The organism is Pantoea sp. DY-5 (genome assembly GCF_019795955.1).
GTDB classification, from domain to species: Bacteria; Pseudomonadota; Gammaproteobacteria; order Enterobacterales; family Enterobacteriaceae; genus Pantoea; species Pantoea leporis.
The window spans coordinates 163,639-184,098 of record NZ_JAIMIE010000004.1; the positions used below are offsets into that span (position 1 = coordinate 163,639).

At 57.6% G+C, this 20,460-nt stretch carries 18 protein-coding genes; 8 read left to right on the plus strand and 10 right to left on the minus strand.

The features are described 5' to 3' along the window. Positions 1-64: 64 nt before the first annotated feature. The 3 genes from acrD to narQ form a co-directional block, all read right to left on the minus strand. Positions 65-3,181: a multidrug efflux RND transporter permease AcrD gene (acrD, locus tag K5Y30_RS14415; RefSeq protein ID WP_222211888.1), complete on the minus strand. Its 3,117-nt coding sequence runs from the start codon at positions 3,179-3,181 to the stop codon at positions 65-67. 194 nt (positions 3,182-3,375) lie between these two features. Next, positions 3,376-4,008, minus strand: coding sequence for a response regulator (locus K5Y30_RS14420; RefSeq protein WP_222211890.1), 633 nt, complete (start codon positions 4,006-4,008; stop codon positions 3,376-3,378). A gap of 109 nt (positions 4,009-4,117) precedes the next feature. Continuing rightward, positions 4,118-5,806, minus strand: coding sequence for a nitrate/nitrite two-component system sensor histidine kinase NarQ (narQ, locus tag K5Y30_RS14425; protein ID WP_222211892.1), 1,689 nt, complete (start codon positions 5,804-5,806; stop codon positions 4,118-4,120). A gap of 244 nt (positions 5,807-6,050) precedes the next feature. On the opposite strand from narQ, the gene K5Y30_RS14430 reads away from it, so the two are divergent. From K5Y30_RS14430 to nudK, 8 genes are all read left to right on the plus strand, one after another. After that, positions 6,051-6,323 (plus strand): YdgH/BhsA/McbA-like domain containing protein, encoded by a 273-nt coding sequence (locus tag K5Y30_RS14430; RefSeq protein ID WP_101763534.1) that lies wholly within the window; start codon positions 6,051-6,053, stop codon positions 6,321-6,323. A 279-nt stretch (positions 6,324-6,602) separates the two neighbouring features. Continuing rightward, the gene (gene ansP, locus K5Y30_RS14435) at positions 6,603-8,105 is read left to right on the plus strand and encodes an L-asparagine permease (RefSeq protein ID WP_101763535.1); all 1,503 of its coding nucleotides are present in this window, start codon (positions 6,603-6,605) and stop codon (positions 8,103-8,105) included. 163 nt (positions 8,106-8,268) lie between these two features. Further along, positions 8,269-8,739 (plus strand): ferredoxin-type protein NapF, encoded by a 471-nt coding sequence (gene napF, locus K5Y30_RS14440; protein ID WP_222211894.1) that lies wholly within the window; start codon positions 8,269-8,271, stop codon positions 8,737-8,739. Continuing rightward, complete coding sequence (locus K5Y30_RS14445) at positions 8,729-9,007, plus strand: chaperone NapD (RefSeq protein ID WP_101763537.1); 279 nt, start codon at positions 8,729-8,731, stop codon at positions 9,005-9,007. Before napF ends, K5Y30_RS14445 begins: the two co-directional genes overlap by 11 nt. Beyond that, positions 9,004-11,490 (plus strand): nitrate reductase catalytic subunit NapA, encoded by a 2,487-nt coding sequence (napA, locus tag K5Y30_RS14450; RefSeq protein ID WP_222211896.1) that lies wholly within the window; start codon positions 9,004-9,006, stop codon positions 11,488-11,490. Before K5Y30_RS14445 ends, napA begins: the two co-directional genes overlap by 4 nt. An 11-nt stretch (positions 11,491-11,501) precedes the next feature. Beyond that, entirely contained in the window at positions 11,502-11,933 is a 432-nt protein-coding gene (gene napB, locus K5Y30_RS14455; RefSeq protein WP_101763539.1) for a nitrate reductase cytochrome c-type subunit, read from the plus strand. A 7-nt stretch (positions 11,934-11,940) separates the two neighbouring features. After that, positions 11,941-12,525 carry a cytochrome c-type protein NapC gene (napC, locus tag K5Y30_RS14460; RefSeq protein WP_101763540.1) on the plus strand — a complete coding sequence of 195 codons (585 nt, stop codon included), beginning with the start codon at positions 11,941-11,943 and terminating at the stop codon, positions 12,523-12,525. A 188-nt stretch (positions 12,526-12,713) separates the two neighbouring features. Beyond that, the gene (nudK, locus tag K5Y30_RS14465) at positions 12,714-13,292 is read left to right on the plus strand and encodes a GDP-mannose pyrophosphatase NudK (protein ID WP_222184522.1); all 579 of its coding nucleotides are present in this window, start codon (positions 12,714-12,716) and stop codon (positions 13,290-13,292) included. A 67-nt stretch (positions 13,293-13,359) separates the two neighbouring features. Here nudK and K5Y30_RS14470 read toward each other — a convergent pair whose 3' ends face one another. The 7 genes from K5Y30_RS14470 to K5Y30_RS14500 are packed head-to-tail and all read right to left on the minus strand — an operon-like array spanning position 13,360 to position 20,455. Further along, positions 13,360-14,334, minus strand: a complete 975-nt coding sequence (locus K5Y30_RS14470) for a ribokinase (protein WP_222212171.1) — start codon at positions 14,332-14,334, stop codon at positions 13,360-13,362. Next, positions 14,334-15,227 (minus strand): allose kinase, encoded by an 894-nt coding sequence (alsK, locus tag K5Y30_RS14475; RefSeq protein WP_101763543.1) that lies wholly within the window; start codon positions 15,225-15,227, stop codon positions 14,334-14,336. Before alsK ends, K5Y30_RS14470 begins: the two co-directional genes overlap by 1 nt. Continuing rightward, entirely contained in the window at positions 15,224-15,916 is a 693-nt protein-coding gene (gene alsE, locus K5Y30_RS14480) for a D-allulose 6-phosphate 3-epimerase (RefSeq protein WP_061717928.1), read from the minus strand. The genes alsK and alsE overlap by 4 nt, the downstream gene beginning before the upstream one ends. Next, a complete protein-coding gene (locus tag K5Y30_RS14485; protein ID WP_222211898.1) occupies positions 15,916-16,965 on the minus strand; it encodes an ABC transporter permease in 1,050 nt (349 codons plus the stop codon). The genes alsE and K5Y30_RS14485 overlap by 1 nt, the downstream gene beginning before the upstream one ends. Before the next feature lie 16 nt (positions 16,966-16,981). Beyond that, on the minus strand, positions 16,982-17,971 hold the full coding sequence (locus K5Y30_RS14490; protein ID WP_222184526.1) for an ABC transporter permease: 990 nt from the start codon (positions 17,969-17,971) through the stop codon (positions 16,982-16,984). Then, a complete protein-coding gene (locus K5Y30_RS14495) occupies positions 17,964-19,469 on the minus strand; it encodes a sugar ABC transporter ATP-binding protein (RefSeq protein ID WP_222211900.1) in 1,506 nt (501 codons plus the stop codon). The genes K5Y30_RS14490 and K5Y30_RS14495 overlap by 8 nt, the downstream gene beginning before the upstream one ends. A gap of 2 nt (positions 19,470-19,471) precedes the next feature. Continuing rightward, positions 19,472-20,455: a substrate-binding domain-containing protein gene (locus K5Y30_RS14500; protein WP_110866506.1), complete on the minus strand. Its 984-nt coding sequence runs from the start codon at positions 20,453-20,455 to the stop codon at positions 19,472-19,474. Positions 20,456-20,460 lie beyond the last annotated feature (5 nt).

The following is a 20,460-nucleotide window of genomic DNA, read 5'->3' on the forward strand; positions in this document are numbered from 1 at the left end:
GTGTGTGCACTCGATATGCGCGGAAACTGATGTCCGCACAAACCGTAGCGGCGCAATGGCCTGCTTAATCGTGCGGCTTCTCTTTCAGCGGGAAGCGGCGGCGTACCACCACAAAGAACAGCGGCACAAAGAAAATCGCCAGCACGGTGGCAGAAATCATCCCGCCCATCACGCCGGTACCCACCGCGTGCTGGCTGCCGGAACCGGCACCGCTGCTGATGGCCATCGGCAGCACCCCGAAGATAAACGCCAGCGAAGTCATCAGAATCGGGCGCAGACGCTGACGCGAGGCTTCCAGCGTCGACTCCATCAGCTCGCGGCCTTTACTGTTGATCTCATTGGCGAACTCCACAATCAAAATGGCATTCTTCGCCGACAAGCCAATCACCGTGAGCAAGCCCACCTGGAAATAGACATCGTTCTCCAGCCCGCGCATCCAGGTTGCCACCAGCGCGCCCACCACGCCGAGCGGCACCACCAGCATCACTGAGAATGGAATCGACCAGCTCTCATACAACGCCGCCAGACACAGGAATACCACCAGCAGCGAAATCGCATACAGCGCCGGCGCCTGAGAACCGGATAAGCGCTCCTGATAGGAGGCGCCGGTCCACTGGAAGCCTACGCCCAGCGGTAGCTGCCCAACCAGTTTCTCCATCTCGTCCATCGCGGTACCGCTGCTGACGCCGTTCGCCGCTTCACCGACAATCTCTAGCGCAGAGTAACCGTTGTAGCGCTCCAGACGCGGTGAACCGGTTTGCCAATGGCTGGTGGCGAAGGCAGAGAAGGGCACCATGCTGCCGCTGTTGTTACGCACATACCACTTATTTACGTCTTCCGGCAGCATGCGGAACTCAGCCGCTGCCTGCACGTAGACTTTTTTCACGCGACCGCGATCGAGGAAGTCATTAACGTAGGTCGAGCCCCACGCGGTGGTTAAGGTGTCATTGATGGTATCCAGCGACACGCCAAGCGCCTGCGCTTTGCGCTGGTCGACATCAATCTGCAACTGCGGGCTGTCGTCGAGGCCGTTGTGACGCACGCGCGACAGCGCCGGATTGCTGTCAGCCATCTCCAGTAACTTATCGCGCATTGCCATTAGCCGCGTGTGGCCGATGCCGCCGTGATCCTGCAGCTCCATATCGAAGCCTGACGAACTGCCCATGCCGGTAATCGCGGGCGGGCTGCTGGCGATAACGCGCGCTTCGTTGATCTTGTGGAAGGCTTTAGTCGCGCGCTCGATGATGGCGAAAGAGGTGCGATCGCTGCCCGGACGCTCTTCCCAATCTTTCAAGCGAACGAACAGGCGCGCGACGTTCTGGCCGTTACCGCCGGGCCCGGCACCGATGGTGGAGAACACCGAAACCACATTGTCTTTCTCCTGCGTCATGTAGTAATTCTCGACCTTCGCCACCACGTTCGAGGTTTGTTGCAGCGTTGAACCGGCGGGCAATTGCACCTGCGTCAGGAATACGCCGCGATCTTCCAGCGGCAGGAACGAGGTGGGCAGGCGAATAAACAGGAATGCCATAAGGCCGATAATTGCGAGATAGAGCAGCAGCCAGCGACCGCCTTTGCGCAGAATTTTGGCGACGCCGCGCTCGTAACGTTCCGCGCTGGCGTTGAAGGTGCGGTTAAACCAGCCGAAGAAGCCACGACGACCGTGATGATGGCCTTGCTCCAGCGGTTTCAGCAGCGTGGAACAGAGCGCGGGCGTCAGAATCATCGCCACCAATACCGAAAGCACCATCGCCGAAACGATAGTGATCGAGAACTGGCGATAGATAGCGCCGACGGTGCCGCCGAAGAACGCCATCGGCACAAACACCGCCGACAGCACCAGCGCAATGCCGACCAGCGCGCCCTGAATCTGGCCCATCGATTTGCGCGTGGCGGCGCGCGGCGACAGACCTTCCTCGCTCATGATGCGCTCGACGTTTTCCACCACCACGATGGCATCATCCACCAGTAAGCCGATGGCGAGCACCATCGCGAACATCGTCAAGGTGTTGATGCTGTAACCAAAGGCATAGAGCACCGCAAAGGTGCCGAGCAGCACCACCGGCACGGCAATAGTCGGAATCAGCGTGGCACGGAAGTTTTGCAGGAACAGGTACATCACGAGGAACACCAGCAGGATCGCTTCCAGCAGGGTTTTCACCACGTCTTTAATCGAGGCCTTAACGAACGGCGTGGTTTCGTAAGCGACTTTGGCTTCCAGCCCGTGCGGGAAGTAATGCGATAACTCCTCAATTCGCTCGCGCACCAGTTTGTCGGTGTTCATCTCATTGGCACCGGAAGCCAGCTTAATGCCGAGCCCCGATGCCGCCTGACCATTGTAGCGGCTGAGGAAGTCATACTTTTCCGCGCCCATCGCCACATCCGCCACATCGCCGAGCGTCACCACCGAGCCGTCGCTGTTGGTTTTCAGCGTCACCGCTTTGAACTGCGCCGGGGTTTGCAGCATCGACTGCGCATTCACCGTGGCGTTGAGCGCTTGTTTGTCCACCGACGGCAATCCGCCTACCTGACCCACCGCCACCTGCGCATTTTGCGATTCAATCGCGCTCACCACGTCTTCGGTGGTCAGCGCGTAGGCAATCAGCTGGTTGGGATCGAGCCAGATACGCATCGCATATTGCGAGCCGTAAGCATCAACCTGGCCGACGCCATCAACACGGCTGAGCGGATCCTGAATGTTACTGGCGACATAATCTGAAATATCCTGTTTGTCCATACTTCCGTCGGTAGAGACGAAGGCAATCATCAGGATGTTGCTATCACCGGTTTTGTTAACCGTCACGCCTTGTGACTGTACCGCCGCGGGCAGTTTGCGCAGCGCACTCTGCAGCTGGTTTTGTACCTGCTGGCGCGCTTCATCGGGGTTGGTGCCGGCGGTAAAGGTGAGGGTGATTTGTGCCTGGCCGGTATTGCTGCTGTTGGAGGACATGTACATTAAATTATCGATGCCGGTCATATTCTGTTCGATAACTTGCGTGACGGTATTTTCCAGCGTTTCCGCGGATGCGCCGGGATAGTTGGCGGTGATACGCACGTTAGGCGGCGCGAGGTCGGGATATTGCTCAACCGGTAGCGAGATGATCGCCAGCGTGCCGCACAGGCAGAGCAGAATAGACAGAACCCAGGCAAAAATGGGGCGGTCGATAAAAAAATTCGACATGGAACCGACACTCCTCAACTGCGTATTTTTTACTTTTATTATGATGAGCGCGATGCGCGGACGGCGTCACGCTGGCGGAGTGCAAGGTCCTCTAACGAAAACGCCTGCTGATAGTACTTTACGCTGAGCAAATTAGAGAATCGTGAGTAAATTATGGAGAAAGTGTGAATGCAGTGACGTTTTTTTGTGTGCGACTACAGATGTCGGCTTTCGAGCCACAGTACCGTAGCGGCAACGCGCGAACGGACATCCAGCTTGCGCAGCAGGTTGCGAATGTGCACTTTTACCGTCTCTTCGGAGATATGTAAGGTGGCGGCAATCTCCTTGTTCGATAATCCGCGCGCCACTTCCTGCAGCACATCCAGCTCGCGTTCCGTCAGCTGTTTGAACGGATTTGACGTTGGCTGGCGCGTCGCCAGATAATCAGCCACCGCATCGCTAAACACGTTTTCACCCTTCGCGCCGCGCATCACTTGCGCCAGCAGCAGTTCGGGTTCGCTGTCCTTGAGCAGATAGCCGTCGGCACCGGCGTCCACCATCGCATAAATATCACTGCGCGCATCGGAAACTGTCAGCACCAGAATCCGTGCGGCGATGCCTTCGTTACGCAGCGCTTTCAGCGTATCCAGCCCGGACATGCCTTTCATGTTGAGATCCAGCAGGATGACATCCGGCGACAAACGGCGCGCTTCGGCCAGCGCTTCGGTGCCGTTATTGGCTTCTGCCACCACATCCAGCCGAGGCTCCAGCGCCAGCAGCTGGCGAATACCACGGCGCATCAGCGGATGATCGTCAACGATCATAATAGTCAGGGAAGGGTTAGCCATAATATCTCCAGTATCAAAGGCAACTTTCTTTCATTAACGCATCTGCCGTAGCGGCGCAGTTTATTGCGCGATGAATCGCGCCGCTACAGCAGGTGCGCTATATAATCTGTCAGCTCAACCGGTGCGTCGGGCGCGGTGGAAAACGCAGCGTGACGCGCGTGCCTTGCGCCTGCGGGGTAATCATCAGCGTGCCGGATAACCGCGCGGCGCGCTCCGCCATGATGGTGAGACCATAATGTCCTGGCGGCTCTTCGAGGCTGCTGATGCCGCAGCCATCGTCTTCGATTGTCAGTAAGTGGTCCTCATCAGCGACACGCTGATAGTGAATCTGAATATTGTGCGCCTGCGCGTGGCGAATCGCGTTGAGCAGCGCTTCGCGCGCAATCTGCAGCACATGCACTTGCTGCTGCGCATCCAGCATCTGCAAGCCGGGCTGATAATCGAAGTCGATTGCCGCCTGCGATTGCTCCTGCAGCGGCGCAATCATCGCCTGCATCGCCTGCACCAAATCAGCCTGTTCGATGGTCAGACGGAAGGTGGTCAGCAGTTCGCGCAGCTGCTGATAGGCTTCGGCCAGCGCGCGATCGAAATCAGCGATAATCGCCAGCGCCTGCGGTTGCGACCCATCGACATTGCGTCGCAGCAGCGCCAGCTGGATGCGCAGGAAAGAGAGCGACTGCGCCAGCGAATCGTGCAGTTCGCGCGCAATGGTGGCGCGCTCTTCTATTAATAGCATCTGCTGATACTGCTTTTGCGTCTGCCAAATCCACAGTGCGCGCGCCAGCATGTTCGCCAGGCTCTGCATCAGTTCGTCGGCGGGCGGTGCGCGGTGGGTTTGCCAGCACAGTTCGCCCAGCCGCTGCTCTTCCTGCATCAACGGCAAACGCTGCCAGCTCACCTCATCCGTTGCCACACCGGCCTGAAACTCAATCCCTTCGCTGACAATTTTCAGCACCGTCAGCGCTTCACGGCGCTGTACCAGACGCAGCAATCCCTGAAACAGTTCGGGATTGGGTGGGCTGCTGGTGAGAATTTGTGAGCTTTCATACAGTAGAGAAAGTGTGCGATTGGCCTGGGTGAGATCTTCGGTTTTATCACGCACCGCGCACTCCAGCAGGCGATAGTGCGAATGCAGCCGTTCGGCCATGGTAGTAAAAGCCTGCGCCAGCACGCCCAGTTCATTCGGCTGTTGCACCGGCAGCGGCGGAAAAGCGAAATTCGCCTGCTCAACATATTGGCTGGCGGTCACCAGCGCGTTGAGCGGTCGCACCACGTTGCGGCGGATAAAGCGAATCGTCCACAACGCCAGCGCCACAATCGCCAGAAAACCGAACAGGCTGCTGGCGGCCACCAGATGCATCTTCATTTCAGCATAATGCTGTAATGCCAGCACGAAGCGGTCGATCTCGCTGACGTAGCCCGCGACACGCTGCTGGTAGATTTGTGCCCGCTTGGGCTGCAACGTTTCCTGCAGCATCGGCCAGCTGTGACGCAGATAGCGATAGCGGCTACTCACTTCAAGCGGTACCCACGCGCGCTCCAGATGCTGCAGCGCCGGGGATTCCAGCGTTTGCCGGTAGAGTTGGATGTGATGATCCAACTGTTGCGGATCGCGCGTGCTGTCCCATGCCAGACGGTATATCTGCATGCGCAGCGATCCGGCGACATTCACCGCTTCGGCATCGCGCAGGCTGCTGGAGAGCGTCATCAGCGCCAGCCCGGTGGTCAACAGCGACAGCAGCACAATCACGCTAAGTGCGCGCGCAATGGTACGAGTAACGGGACGTTTCACAATCACAGTAATAACCCTTGTAAGAGCGGGGGATTATAGGGCAGCCGTGCGGTGACGGCGAGTGTCATCTCGTCACATCAGGTTACTTTTAACAGAGAAAACCCTTTCTCTTTACCTTTCTCTAAATAACCCGCGCTAAGCTGGCGAATTATTAAACGGCTTTACGGCTTGCTCAACCTGGTTTTCATTCCCTGCGTGATAATAAGTCCTGTAACGCTTAACCCTTAACGGAAGACAACAGGAGCATCACATGAAGAGACGTTATGCCGTTCTGACTGCTGCACTGCTTGCCACCGCAAGTTTCTCGACGTTGGCGGCCCAGCCCGTAAGCGCCACGCAAGCGCAAAACCTGCAAAGCGCGGGCACCGTTTCCATCAGCGGCGTACGCGGCTCGCTGGATGATGCAACGCGCCATCTGTCGCAAAAAGCGCAAGAGGAAGGTGCCAGCGGCTATCGTGTTATTGGTGTACAAACTCCGGGCGACTCCAGCCTGTGGAGCGGCACCGCAGAGATTTATCGTTAATTCCCTCCAGTAGTTATCCCTGTAGCCATCCCTTTACCGGTCAGCCCTCTGGCCGGTTTTTTTGTGCACCGCGACGGATTATTACAATTCATCTTGTGCAGCCTGGCGGTATTTTTTGCTTCGTTCTTGCAGAACGGGTAGGATTCATCGCCGTAAATTCCCAGCCCGCCACGCGACATCGTTCCGCCGCTGTGACACCGGGTTTTTACCCCATTTCGCACCGCCATACGCAATCGTTTGGTTACGCGGTGATTGATGGTCAGGACAAACAGGATAGCTATGAAATCAACTAAAAAAACCGCAGCCGAACAACGCGCTGCGAAAAGACGCTGGCTCAACTCGCACGACAGCGGTTACCACAAAGCAATGGGTAACCGCCAGGTACAAATGATCGCCATCGGCGGTGCTATCGGTACCGGTCTGTTCCTCGGTGCTGGCGCGCGCCTGCAAATGGCCGGTCCTGCACTGGCGCTGGTTTATCTGGTGTGCGGTATCTTCTCCTTCTTTATCCTCCGAGCGTTGGGCGAACTGGTGTTACATCGTCCTTCCAGCGGCAGCTTTGTTTCTTATGCGCGTGAATTCCTTGGGGAAAAAGCGTCTTACGTTGCGGGCTGGATGTATTTCGTTAACTGGGCGATGACCGGTATCGTCGATATCACCGCAGTCGCGCTTTATATGCACTACTGGGGCGCGTTTGGCGATGTGCCGCAGTGGGTGTTTGCGCTAGGCGCGCTGGCGATTGTCGGCACCATGAACATGATCGGCGTGAAGTGGTTCGCCGAGATGGAGTTCTGGTTCGCGCTGGTGAAAGTGCTGGCTATCGTGGTGTTCCTGATTGTCGGCGTGGTGTTCCTCGGCAGCGGTAAACCGCTGGACGGCAATACCACCGGCTTCCATCTGATCACCGATAACGGCGGTTTCTTCCCGCACGGCTTGCTGCCGGCGCTGGTGTTGGTGCAGGGCGTCGTGTTCGCCTTCGCCTCGATTGAGCTGGTAGGTACCGCAGCAGGCGAATGTAAAGATCCCAAGACCATGCTGCCAAAAGCCATCAACAGCGTGATCTGGCGTATCGGCCTGTTCTACGTCGGTTCCGTGGTGCTACTGGTACTGCTGCTGCCGTGGAATGCCTATCAGGCGGGGCAAAGTCCGTTCGTGACCTTCTTCTCCAAACTGGGCGTGCCTTATATCGGTAGCGTAATGAACATCGTGGTGCTGAGCGCCGCGCTGTCGAGCCTCAACTCGGGTCTCTATTCCACCGGCCGTATTCTGCGCTCCATGTCGATGGGCGGTTCTGCGCCACAGTTTATGTCGAAGATGAGCAAGCAGCAGGTGCCGTATGCCGGCATTCTGGTCACCGTTGCCGTTTACATCATCGGCGTGGTGCTGAACTACTATGTGCCGTCGCAGGTGTTTGAAATCGTTCTGAACGTGGCGTCACTCGGCATCATCTCGTCGTGGGCCTTTATCGTGGTGTGCCAGATGCGTCTGCGCAAAGCGATTAAAGAGGGTAAAGCCGAAGATGTCAGCTTCAAGCTGCCGTGGGCGCCGTTCACCTCCTGGTTGACGCTGCTGTTCCTGGTGAGCGTGCTGGTGCTGATGGCGTTCGACTATCCGAACGGGACGTACACCATCGCCTCGATTCCCCTGATTGCCGTGGTGCTCGTGCTGGGTTGGTTTGGCGTGCGCAAACGCGTTAATGCCGAAGCGATGAAAGAGCACGAACATCATGCTGACGACCAGGATGATGTATCGCCGAAACTGGCGGACGATAACGCGCGTTAATCGTAGCGATTCTCATCTGCGGGGGCCTTTTGGCCCCCGTTTCTATTTCAATTCCCCTTCACTTGATCCCACGTCGGGATTTACCCCTTTGGGGTGATATAGCCCTCATTAGCGTCAGGTTATTTTACGCACCATCTCTCTTTCCCCCGTTTAAGGTGAACCGATGGCGCTGTCGCGACGTGAACTCTTTACCGGGCAGCGCGTAGCGTCTGCTGACGGCATCGCTTTGCCGTGGTGGCGGGGAGAGAAGGGTTGTGATGGCTGCGGCAAATGCGTCTCGGCCTGCGAAACCCACATCATCCGCCTGGCTGCCGGTGAAGTGCCGCACCTCGATTTTCTGCAGGGCGAATGCACGTTTTGCGCCGCCTGCGTAGACGCTTGCCCGCAGCCACTGTTCCACGCGCGTGAAACCGAGCCGTTTCCGCAGCGTATTCGTATCGACAACCGCTGCATCACCTTCCTTGGCGTGAATTGCCGCAGCTGTCAGGAGAGTTGTGAACAGCAAGCCATCCGTTTCCAACTGATGCCGAACGGCATCGCACAGCCTGAAACCCTTCCGCAGCATTGCACCGGTTGCGGCGCCTGCATCGCACCTTGCCCGGTCTCAGCCACAGGATTACACCATGAACCATGAAAACAGTTGGCACGTCTGCGGCCTGGTGATTCAGGCGCGACCGGCGTCGATTCCCGCCGTGAAAAGTGCGCTGCTGGCCTTTGCCGATTGCGACATCGCCGCGGAAGACGCCGCGCGCGGCACGCTGGCGGTGACGCTGGGTGCTACGGATAGCGCCGCGCTGCTGCGCAATATTGAAGAGAGCCGCAACATCGCTGGCGTGTTGGCGGTATCGCTGGTGTATCACCAGCAAGACGAAATTGAAGAACCTTGTAAGGAAGCATCATGAGTATAAGTCGTCGTGATTTTATGAAGGCCAATGCGGCGGCTGCAGCTGCAACGGCTGCAGGACTCACCATTCCCACCGTCACCAAAGCCGCGACCTCATTGGCTGCGCCAATTCGCTGGGAAAAAGCGCCGTGCCGATTCTGCGGCACCGGCTGTGGCGTGTTGGTTGGCACCCAGGATGGCCGCGTAGTGGCGTCGCAGGGCGATCCGCAGGCAGAAGTGAACCGCGGTCTGAACTGTATCAAAGGCTATTTCCTGCCGAAGATCATGTACGGGAAAGATCGTCTGACCCAGCCGCTGCTGCGCATGACCGACGGTAAATATGCCAAAGAGGGCGAGTTCACCCCGGTCAGCTGGGATCAAGCCTTCGACATCATGGAAGAGAAGTTCAAAGCGGCGCTGAAAGCCAACGGCCCGGATTCGGTCGGCATGTTCGGTTCCGGTCAGTGGACGGTGTGGGAAGGTTACGCGGCCTCCAAGCTGATGAAAGCCGGTTTCCGCACCAACAATCTCGATCCCAATGCGCGTCACTGCATGGCTTCAGCGGTGGTTGGCTTTATGCGCACCTTCGGCATGGACGAACCGATGGGCTGCTACGACGACATCGAGCAGGCCGACGCTTTTGTGCTGTGGGGCTCCAACATGGCGGAGATGCATCCGATTCTCTGGTCACGTATTACCGCGCGTCGTCTCAGCAGTGAGAATGTCAAAGTGGCGGTGCTTTCCACCTATCGTCATCGCAGTTTTGAGCTGGCCGACAACGCGATGGTGTTCACACCGCAGAGCGATCTGGCGATCCTCAACTTCATCGCCAACTACATTATTCAGAACAACAAGGTCGATAAAACCTTCCTGCAGAACCACGTTACGCTACGCAAAGGCGTGACCGACATCGGTTACGGTTTGCGCCCCACCGATCCGCGTCAGGCTTCGGCGAAGAACCCGGACAGCGGCGAATCCACGCCGATGAGCTTTGACGAGTTTGCGAAGTTTGTCTCTGAGTACACGGTGGAAAAAGCCAGCGCAATGAGCGGTGTGGAGAAAGATCAACTCATCGCCCTCGCCGAGCTGTATGCCGATCCGAAAGTCAACGTGGTGTCGTACTGGACCATGGGCTTCAACCAGCATACGCGCGGCGTGTGGGCCAATAACCTGTGCTACAACCTGCACTTATTGACCGGCAAAATTTCACGTCCGGGCACCGGTCCGTTCTCGCTCACCGGCCAGCCGTCGGCATGCGGCACGGCGCGTGAAGTCGGCACCTTCTCACATCGTTTACCGGCGGACATGGTGGTTAATAATGACAAACACCGCGCTACCGCCGAGAAGCTGTGGAAGCTGCCGCAGGGCACGGTGCCGGCCAAAATTGGTTTGCACGCCGTGGCGCAGGATCGCGCGCTGAAAGATGGCAAGCTCAACGCCTACTGGGTGATGTGTAACAACAACATGCAGGCCGGTCCGAACCTGACGCAGGAGCGTATGCCGGGCTGGCGCGATGAGCGCAACTTCATCGTGGTTTCCGATCCCTATCCCACCGTCAGCGCCTTGTCGGCTGACCTGATTCTGCCCACTGCGATGTGGGTGGAGAAAGAGGGCGCGTATGGCAACGCCGAGCGTCGCACTCAGTTCTGGCATCAGCAGGTGAAAGCGCCGGGCGACGCGAAATCCGATTTGTGGCAGCTGGTGAACTTCTCTAAACGTTTCAAGGTAGCGGAAGTGTGGCCGGAAGCGCTGCTGGCGCAGAATCCGGAGCTGCACGACAAAACGCTGTTTGATGTGCTGTACGCCAACGGCCAGGTCAACCAATTCCCGCTGAGTGAAGTGGCAGATGACCAGTTGAATGATGAAGCGCGCGAGTTTGGCTTCTACATCCAGAAAGGTTTGTTTGAGGAGTATGCCAGTTTTGGTCGCGGTCACGGCCACGATCTCGCGCCGTTCGATGTTTACCATCAGGCGCGCGGTCTGCGCTGGCCGGTGGTCGATGGCAAAGAGACGCGCTGGCGCTATCGCGAAGGTTACGACAGCTACGTCAAAGCCGGTGAAGGCGTGCGTTTCTACGGCAAGCCGGATGGCAAAGCCACCATTTTCGCGCTGCCTTACGAAGCGCCAGCCGAATCGCCGGATGAAGAGTACGACCTGTGGTTCTGTACCGGTCGCGTACTGGAACACTGGCATACCGGCACCATGACGCGTCGCGTGCCGGAACTGCATCGTGCGGTGCCGCAGGCGCTACTCTATATACACCCGCTGGATGCCAAAGAGCGTAATTTCCGGCGCGGCGAGAAAGTCCGCGTGGTGTCGCGTCGTGGTGAAACCCTTGCCACCGTGGAAACGCGCGGTCGCAATCAGCCGCCCAAAGGTCTGGTATTTATGCCGTTCTTTGATGCGGGCGTGCTGGCCAACAACGTCACGCTGGACGCCACCGATCCGCTGTCGAAGCAGACCGATTACAAAAAATGCGCCGTCAAGCTGGTTAAAATTTAAGGCAGGATGCAATGAAACCCTTAATCACACTTGTTACTTTGGCCGCCCTGATGCTGGGCGGCACGGTTTACGCCCACAACGGCGTCGATCTCAATCAGTCACCGGAAGTGACGGCCACGCAGCAGGGCACCATTCATCAGCCCAAAGAGCAGAGCCGCAAGCCGTTGAACTACGTGAATCAGCCGCCGGTGATCCCGCATAGCGTCGATGGCTATCAGGTGACGAAAAACGTCAACCGTTGCCTGCAGTGCCACGGCACGCAGAGCTATCTCACCACCGGCGCGCCACGCGTTAGCCCAACGCACTTTACCGATCGCGATGGACTGGTGAGCAGCACCGTGTCGCCGCGTCGCTACTTCTGCCTGCAGTGTCACGTACCGCAAACCGATGCCAAACCGGTGGTGGAAAACACCTTTAAACCGGCTGACGGCTTCGGTAAGTGAGGACATGATGAAAGAGAAACTTCTGCGCATCTGGCGCTGGTGGCGGCGTCCGAGCCGTCTGGCGCTTGGTACGCTACTGATTCTGGGCTTTGCTGGCGGCATCATTTTCTGGGGCGGCTTCAACACCGCAATGGAGATGACCAACCGCGAGCAGTTCTGTATCGGCTGCCATGAGATGCGTAACAACGTCTATCAGGAATATATGCAGACGGTGCACTACAACAACCGCAGCGGCGTGCGCGCCACCTGTCCGGATTGTCACGTGCCGCACGAGTGGGGCCCGAAAATGCTGCGTAAGATCCAGGCGAGCAAAGAGGTGTATGCCAAGATTTTCGGCATCATCGATACGCCGCAAAAGTTCGAGGATCATCGCATTAAGCTGGCGCAAAACGAGTGGCGCAGGATGAAAAACAACAATTCGCAGGAGTGTCGTAACTGCCACAACTTCGATTATATGGATTTCACTGCGCAGAAAACCGTGGCGGCGAAGATGCACAGCAAAGCAGTTGAGGAAGGGAAAACCTGTATCGATTGCCACAAAGGCATCGCGCACCATCTGCCGGATATGAAAGACCAGCCGAACGGTTTTTGAACCCGTCATGCTGCGGTGATTGACCAGGTTGCCATAAATGGCAACCCTATATACCAGCTTATTTCCCGTAGGGTCGCCATTTATGGCGACCTGGTTTTTATAAGGCGACCCGTCTCACAATTCAGATAGTTTTCCCCGCCGCTTCGGCCTATCATCTCAGGCTCCCTCAATTTAGCAGTGGAGTGGTTATGTCGTTAAAGATCAACATCATCAAAGACAAGTTGCTGTCAGAAAACTGGTTTGTGCTGCGCAACTTCACCTACGAACTCACCCGCAACAACGGCGAAGTCTTGCGTCACAAGCGCGAAGTGTACGATCGCGGTAACGGCGCCACCATCCTGCTGTACAACACTGAAAAAAATAGCGTGCTGCTGGTGCGTCAGTTCCGCATTGCCACTTATGTCAATGGCAATGAAAGTGGCGAACTGATTGAGACCTGCGCCGGGCTGCTGGATGACGACTCGCCGGAAGATTGCATCCGCAAAGAAGCGATAGAAGAGACCGGCTATCAGGTGGGTAAGGTCGATAAAGTTTTTGAAGCCTACATGTCGCCGGGCGGCGTGACTGAACTGATCCACTTCTTCGCCGCGGAATACAGCGATGCACAGCGCGCAAACAAGGGCGGTGGCGTTGAGGATGAAGAGATTACCGTGCTGGAGCTGAGTTTCCCGGAGGCGCTAGCGATGGTGAAAGATGGCCGCATTCGTGACGGTAAAGCCATTATGCTGCTGCAGCATGCGCAGATCGCCGGTTGGTTAAAGCCGTAGTTTTTACGTAGGGTCGCCATTTATGGCGACCTGGCCAATCACCGCACAACTATGGCGACCTGGTCAATCACCGCACCACCTCAACCGATTCACCCAACGCTTCCGGCACGCACTGCGGATACGCCTGCAAACGCGCCAGCGCTTCGGCGTAAGAGGGCATCGAATGTGCCGCACCGGAGCGTTCCACACACAGCGAAGCATAAGCTGAAGCAAACAGCGCCGCCTGTGGCAGTTCATCGCCGGAAGCCAGCCGCGCCGCCAGTGCGCCATTAAACGCATCGCCCGCGCCGGTGGTATCCAGCGGCTGAGCCGGGAACAGCGGAATACGCAGCGGCGGCTGGTCTGCCACTGACAGCAACGCACCGCAAACCCCCAGCGTAATAATCACCTGACGCGCGCCTTTACGGTGCAGCTTTTCTGCCGCTTGCTGCGCGCTGGCGAAGTCGGTGACCTTCACGCCGGTCAGCTGCATCGCTTCGGTGCTGTTAGGCGTCAGCAAATCCACTTTTGCCAGCAGCGCATCGGTGACCTTCTGCCAGGGCGCGGGATTCATAATCACAAAGGTGCCGCCGGCGCGCGCGTTGTCGATCATGCGCTGGATGGCGCTGAGATTATTCTCCAGCTGCACCAGCAGAATATCGGCTGCCGCAACGGTGGGTTGGCAGCGCGTCACCTCGGCGGCCGTTACGGTGGTGTTCGCGCCGGGATAGACCGATATCATGTTCTCGGCATCGTCCCCGGCGACATAAATCAGCGCATTGCCGGTCGGTTTCTCCTTGCAGGTAAACAAGGTGATGGCATCGAATCCGGTCTTTTCCAGATGGCGACGCGCAAACATGCCGAAGTCATCATTACCAATCTTACCGATATAGTGCACGCGCGCGCCGGCGCGCAGCGCGGCCGTCGCCTGGTTCGCGCCTTTGCCGCCCGGTCCCATCATGCTGGTATGGGCGGTGAGCGATTCGCCCGGCATTGGAAAGCGGTTCATTACCGCGACTACGTCGAGGTTGAACGAGCCAAACACACACACTTTTCCTTTCATCATGCACTCCTGAACAGACGTTCGGCGGCTAAACAGGCACCGCGACAACCGGTGTGGTCGGTGGATTGGCTAAACACGATCTTCAAACCCTCACGCGTGGCGGGTGGACGAAGATGCTGCTGAATCTGGCTGCGCAGCTGTGCCAGCGGGAAGTCCGCCATCGCCAGCACGCCGCCGCCCAGAATCAGGTATTCCGGATCGAGTATGTTCATCTCGGTGGCAATCAGTTGCGCCAGCCGCTGTACAAAAGCCTGCAGCTCCGGATGCTCACGATGCTGGGTAAACAGCGCCGACATGTTGGTTTCCGGCACATGGGTGCTCGCCCAGCGACTCAGCCAATGGCCCGACGTCACGGTTTCCGCACAGCCACGATTGCCGCACGGGCAGGGCAGATCGTTGCCGGCAACAGGCACATGACCAAGCTCACCCGCGCCACCGTGTTGACCATGATAAAACTGGCCGTTAAGCCACAGGCTGTTGCCCATGCCGGTGCCGGGATACAAACCCACCGCGCTGTCCGGTAGCTGCTCCAGCTGCAGTAAATCCCACAGCATCAGATGGTTAACATCTTTGTCCATCGCCACCGGTACGCCAAGGCGTTCGGTGAGCCGTGCGGCAACCGGTTGCTGATCCAGCGCCTGAATAAACGGCAGCGAAATCACCTGCTGGCGGTCACGGCTGAGAATGCCGGGTAATCCGAGCATCACGCCGCTAACTGGCTGCTGCTCCAGCGTTTCGCTGATTAACTGGCCCAACGCGTTAAGCGCATCAGGCTGCTGCGCCCAGCTGGCCGTCGGCACTTTACGGAAGCTCGACCAAACGCGCTCCTCTTCCATCAGCTGCAGACGTGTGCCGGTGCCGCCAATGTCGATACCGAGCCAGCATTTTTTCATGCGGATACCTGCGCCAATCCCTGAGCCTCATCAATGCTTTCGCGCATCATATTCCAGGCGGTTTCCAGATCGTCGTGAATATTGAACAGACCGGAGGTGCCGACAATCAGCACTTCTGCGCCCGCGCCGACCAGCGTGTTGTAGGTGCGGGTATTGCAGGAACCGTCAATCTCAATCAGATATTGATAGCCGTTGGCCTGCTTCAGCGCTTTCAGCTCTTGCACCTTCTGCACCATTTCCGGAATAAACGGTTGTCCAGCGTAGCCGGGATCCACCGTCATCACGGTGATCTTATCCACCAAATGAATGTAGTGGTGGATAAAGGAGACCGGCGTGGCGGGGTTGAGCACCACACCCACTTTCTTGCCGAAGCTGCGGATCATATTGATCACCCGGAATGCATCGCGGTTGATGGTTTCGGCGTGCGGGCAGATGTAATCGGCACCCGCTTTGGCAATCACTTCTATGAAATCGGTAGGCTGCTCGACCATCAAATGGACATCCAGCGCCACTTTGGTGAACGGGCGAATCTGCTCAATAAAGAACGGTGACAGCGTGATATTTTTCACGTAGTGACCATCCATAATGTCGATATGCAGGAAGTCGGCGCGGGAGTCCAGCACGGCGAGCTGGTGCTTGATCTCCATCAGATTCATACACATCAACGACGGGGAGACTTGAATACGCATCATACTTCCTTTTTTTCGGTCAAAGGGTTAAGCGCCGCCGCCAGTTTGCTGAGCTTGACGGCACGATGTTCGTTAAAGCGAGTTTTGAATTGTTTGAAGGCCAACACCACAATCAGCACTGCGCCCCACATTGCCAGGCTAACGTGCTGGCTGATGTTCATCAGGTTGAAGCCGGTGGAGAGCACTTGCAGCGCGATCAGCGCCAGCACCACGCCGGTCACGCGACCAAAGCCGCCGTTGGGATCGGTGCCGCCAAGGATGATTGCCAGCACCGTCAGCAGCAGATACGCATCGCCGTAACCCATACGCGCCGAGTTGAAGCGCGCCATCATGATCAAACCGGCCAACACGCACAGCAGGCTGGAGATGACGTACACCAGAATCACCATGCGATGCGTATTGATGCCGCTAAACCAGGTGGCGTTGATGTTGCTGCCGCCCATGTAGATGCATTTACCGGCACGGGTTTTGCCGAGGAACAGCGCCAGCAGCGCGGCGGCAAACAGGAACACCCACAGCGGCAGCGGAACGCCGAGCAGCGTGTTGGAACCGAGCGCCTGCACCACCGACGGCATGCCGCTGACGGCCGCGCCTTTGGTCAGCCAGATGCCGATGCCGTTCAGCGTCATCATGGTCGCCAGCGTCACCAGAATTGGGTGCGCACCGATGCGCGTCACCATCACGCCGGTAATCACGCCGATCACCGCCGCAATCAGCATCGCGCCGATAATCGCAATAAACAGCCACAGCAGTTGCATGCCGGTGCCGGCATCGGCGGGCAGGGCGCGCATCAGCGTCCAGGCGATAAACAGCGCCGTCAGGTTGGCGGTGGCGATGATCGCCAGATTCAGTCCGCCGCTGAGAATGGCGATAAACATCGCCAGCGTCAGCAAGCCCAGTTCGGGCAGCTGAAATGCCATGCTCAGAAAGGTCGAATCAGTGAGAAAGCGGCCCGGCAACATGACGGTGAAGATCGCCAGCGCCAGCGCGATTAACAGCATCAGGCCGATATTGGTGCCGTCCGGACGCAGAGCAGAGAGTGATTTCATGTTGATGCGGCTCCCGTTAGACGAAACTGACATCAGTTTCTTTACGTTTTTTGTAGTGAGTCACGGCGATGGCCACCATGATTACGCCGCCCACCACGATGTTCATGAAGTAGTTGGAGACGCCAATCAGGTTGAGGCCGTTCTTCAGGATGGCGATAAGAAAGACACCCATCAGCGTGCCGCTCACCGTGCCTTTGCCGCCCATCAGGCTGGCACCGCCAAGAACGGTGGCGGCCAGCACATCCAGCTCGCCGCCGACCAGCGCATTTGGCACCACTTCGCCCATGCGATAGACCTGCACCAAGCCGCCAATCGCCGCCATGGCACCCAGCCAGCCATAGGCGAAGACATGAATCAGACCGACGCGAATACCGATGCGGCGCGCCGATTCCGCATCGCCGCCCACCGCATACAGTTGGCGACCGAGATTGGTTTTGTTCAGCAGCAGCGCGGTGAGTCCGGCAATCACCAGCATGGTCACCAGCGGCAAGCCAATCTGGAAGCTGTTGCCTTGCCAGGTGAATGGCAGCACGCTGCGCAGCGTGATCCACCAGTCCGGCAGCGAATAGAGGCTTTTGCCGCCGGTTACCCACATCAACAGGCCAAACAGCAGCGACTGCATGCTGATGGTGATAATGATCGAGACGACGCGCAGCGTGGTGATCAGCAGGGCGTTGATCACGCCAAACAGCGTGCCGCACACCACCGCCAGCAGGATGCTGAGCAGGGCGTTATCAAACTGGAACTGCACAAACAGCGAGGCGATCAGGTATTGCACCACCGACGCCACCGCAGCAAAGGATATATCGATGCCGCCGGTCACCAGCACCACAAACAGGCCGAGGGCGAAGATGCCGGTTACGGCGTAGCTTTCTGCCAGATCCAGCAGGTTTTGCACCGTCAGGAACTGGTCGCTGGCGGCGGAGAAGAACAGGATAAAAGCCAGCAAAACCCAGGCGAGCCAGCCCTGGCTGGAGTGCGGGCGTAAACGAGAAAAATCAGGCATTGATCACCTCCGCCAGCTGCTGTTGCTCAACGGTATCGGGTTGGTATTCGGCATGAACGGTGCCATCACGGAAGTGCAGGATGCGGTCGCAGTTGTACCAAACCTCCGGCACTTCGTCGGAAATCAGGATGATCGACAAACCCTCTTTCGCCAGCAGATGAATTAGCTGATAGATGCTGGCTTTAGCGCCGACATCCACGCCAACGGTGGGCGAATCGAGGATCAGGATGCGCGGCTGGGTCAACACCCATTTCGCCAGCACGATTTTCTGCTGGTTGCCGCCGGAGAGCGTGGAGATCGCCAGATTGGGATCGGCAACACGCACGCCAAGCTGCTGAATCCACTGCAGGATCAGCTTGTTCTTACGGTATTCATCGATGATGTGAAAACGGTTCTGCAGCTTGTCGAGGATCGGCAGCACCATGTTGTCGGCCACCGATTGTTGCTGCACCAAACCCAGGGTTAAGCGATCTTCGGAGACGTAGCCGATGCCGGCTTTGATCGCATCTTCGTGTCCACGGAAACGCACCGGTTTGCTGTCGAGCCAGATCTTGCCGCTGTCCGGTTTGGTCATGCCAAACAGTGACAGCGCCAGTTCGGTGCGTCCCGAGCCTAAAAGGCCGCACAGGCCCAGCACTTCGCCCTGATAAAGTTTGAAATTAACGTCATGGTATTGTCCGGCGCGCGTCAGTTTTTCGACTTCGAGGATCAGGCGATCGTCATGGCGCGTCGGCGTTTTCAGCTGATAGTCGAGTTTCAGGCCGGTCATCAGCTCGGTCAGATGGTGCGGCGTCATCGCCTTGGCGGGCCAGCAGCCCATTTTGCGGCCGTCGCGGATCACCGTCACGCGATCTGAGATCTCCAGCACTTCATCCAGTCGATGGCTGACAAACACCACGCAGATGTTTTTGTCTTTCAGGTAACGCACGGTGCGCAGCAGCTGATTCACTTCGGTGCGCGTCAGCGACGCCGTCGGCTCATCCATGATCACCAGCCGCGCATCGGCGACCAGCGCGCGGCAGATCGCCACCTGCTGACGCTGCGCAATTGACAGCGACGCCACTTTCTCATCGAGATCGAGTTCAAACTTCAGTTCATCAATGATGCGCTGCGCGGTTTCACGCAGTTTGGCTTTGCGATGCCAGCCGAGCAGGCTATTCAGGTTGTGCTCGAAGGCGATGTTTTCCGCCACGCTGAGGTTGGGGAACAGCGACAGATCCTGATAAATCACCTGGATACCGAAGTCACGCGCCTGGCGAGTGGTCAGACGCGGAAAGCTCGGGCCTTCACCCAGCGTGATGCGGCTGCCGCTATCCGGGGCGTGCACCCCGGAAATGACTTTGATTAAGGTGCTCTTGCCACAGCCGTTGGTGCCAGCGAGACAGTGCACTTCGCCAGCCAGTAAGGTCAGCGAGATATCGCTCAGTGCGCGGTTGCCACCAAATGTTTTCGACAGGTTATCGAGCGCAATCAGCGTCTGTGGGATCACCTCATTCATCGTTACAGCCCCATTTTCACCAGTTTTGGCAGGTTCTCTTTGTCCAGGCTTTCGGTGTTGTTGCCGAGGATGGTGTGGGTCGCCTCGTCAACTTTCACTTTGCCCAAACCCTCGATGGTCATTCCGTCGGTGATTGGCTCTTTCTTCTGCATCATGTCGGCGATACGCACGAACACTTCGCCAGCGGTTTGTGGATTCCAGATGTAGCCGCCTTTGATCGCGCCACGCTGCACCAGCGATGCGCCCTGGCCAGGACTAAAGGCACCAATTACGCAGACCTGATCGATCTTGTTACGGTTCATCACCGCGCGACCGGCGCCAATCGGACCCTGTGAACCAAAGGCCATAATCCCTTTCAAATCCGGATACTTGGACATCAGTTCGTTAGTGGTGCGAATCGAGTCATCCAGCGATTCGCCGACGCCAAACTTGTCGGTGACCATTTGCATCTTCGGATAGTGTTCTTTTTGATAATTCAGCGCGGCGTCGGTCCACTGCTGGTGCAGCGGCACGGTCAGGCTGCCGACGTACATGGCGTATTTGCCCTCTTCATGCATGCATTTCGCCAGCGCTTTCATATGGTTGATGCCGTGCGTCGGCGCATCCACCAGTTCGAAGTCCCAGTTAGCGCCTTTCTGATCCGGCGATTCGTGGGTGATCACTTCAATGCCAGCATCACGGGCGCGCTTCAGCACCGGTTCCAGCACTTTCGGGTCATTTGGCACCACGCCAATGATGTCGACCTTCTGGGCAATCAAATCTTCGATAGCGCGCACCTGCAGAGCCGGATCGGCCGCCGTTGGTCCCACCATCCAGGCGTCAATGCCGCGTTTCGCCGCTTCACTCTTGATGCCCGCTTCCATGGCGTTGAACCACGGAATACCGCCAATTTTCACCACGATGCCCATGCGTAATTTGTCAGCAGCCTGCGCGCCGGAGGCGGCAAACAGGGCGAGCAGAGAACAGGCGATAAGATGTTTTTTCATAAAGA

What these genes read in the sequence shown, in the direction of transcription:
- alsE (WP_061717928.1), bottom strand. Translation starts at nt 15,916, where the DNA reads ATGCGTATTCAAGTCTCCCCGTCGTTGATGTGTATGAATCTGATGGAG.
- K5Y30_RS14470 (WP_222212171.1), bottom strand. Translation starts at nt 14,334, where the DNA reads ATGAAAGGAAAAGTGTGTGTGTTTGGCTCGTTCAACCTCGACGTAGTC.
- ansP (WP_101763535.1), top strand. Translation starts at nt 6,603, where the DNA reads ATGAAATCAACTAAAAAAACCGCAGCCGAACAACGCGCTGCGAAAAGA.
- acrD (WP_222211888.1), bottom strand. Translation starts at nt 3,181, where the DNA reads ATGTCGAATTTTTTTATCGACCGCCCCATTTTTGCCTGGGTTCTGTCT.
- K5Y30_RS14445 (WP_101763537.1), top strand. Translation starts at nt 8,729, where the DNA reads ATGAACCATGAAAACAGTTGGCACGTCTGCGGCCTGGTGATTCAGGCG.
- K5Y30_RS14430 (WP_101763534.1), top strand. Translation starts at nt 6,051, where the DNA reads ATGAAGAGACGTTATGCCGTTCTGACTGCTGCACTGCTTGCCACCGCA.
- alsK (WP_101763543.1), bottom strand. Translation starts at nt 15,227, where the DNA reads ATGAAAAAATGCTGGCTCGGTATCGACATTGGCGGCACCGGCACACGT.
- napC (WP_101763540.1), top strand. Translation starts at nt 11,941, where the DNA reads ATGAAAGAGAAACTTCTGCGCATCTGGCGCTGGTGGCGGCGTCCGAGC.
- K5Y30_RS14500 (WP_110866506.1), bottom strand. Translation starts at nt 20,455, where the DNA reads ATGAAAAAACATCTTATCGCCTGTTCTCTGCTCGCCCTGTTTGCCGCC.
- K5Y30_RS14490 (WP_222184526.1), bottom strand. Translation starts at nt 17,971, where the DNA reads ATGCCTGATTTTTCTCGTTTACGCCCGCACTCCAGCCAGGGCTGGCTC.
- K5Y30_RS14495 (WP_222211900.1), bottom strand. Translation starts at nt 19,469, where the DNA reads ATGAATGAGGTGATCCCACAGACGCTGATTGCGCTCGATAACCTGTCG.
- napF (WP_222211894.1), top strand. Translation starts at nt 8,269, where the DNA reads ATGGCGCTGTCGCGACGTGAACTCTTTACCGGGCAGCGCGTAGCGTCT.
- napB (WP_101763539.1), top strand. Translation starts at nt 11,502, where the DNA reads ATGAAACCCTTAATCACACTTGTTACTTTGGCCGCCCTGATGCTGGGC.
- nudK (WP_222184522.1), top strand. Translation starts at nt 12,714, where the DNA reads ATGTCGTTAAAGATCAACATCATCAAAGACAAGTTGCTGTCAGAAAAC.
- napA (WP_222211896.1), top strand. Translation starts at nt 9,004, where the DNA reads ATGAGTATAAGTCGTCGTGATTTTATGAAGGCCAATGCGGCGGCTGCA.
- K5Y30_RS14485 (WP_222211898.1), bottom strand. Translation starts at nt 16,965, where the DNA reads ATGAAATCACTCTCTGCTCTGCGTCCGGACGGCACCAATATCGGCCTG.
- K5Y30_RS14420 (WP_222211890.1), bottom strand. Translation starts at nt 4,008, where the DNA reads ATGGCTAACCCTTCCCTGACTATTATGATCGTTGACGATCATCCGCTG.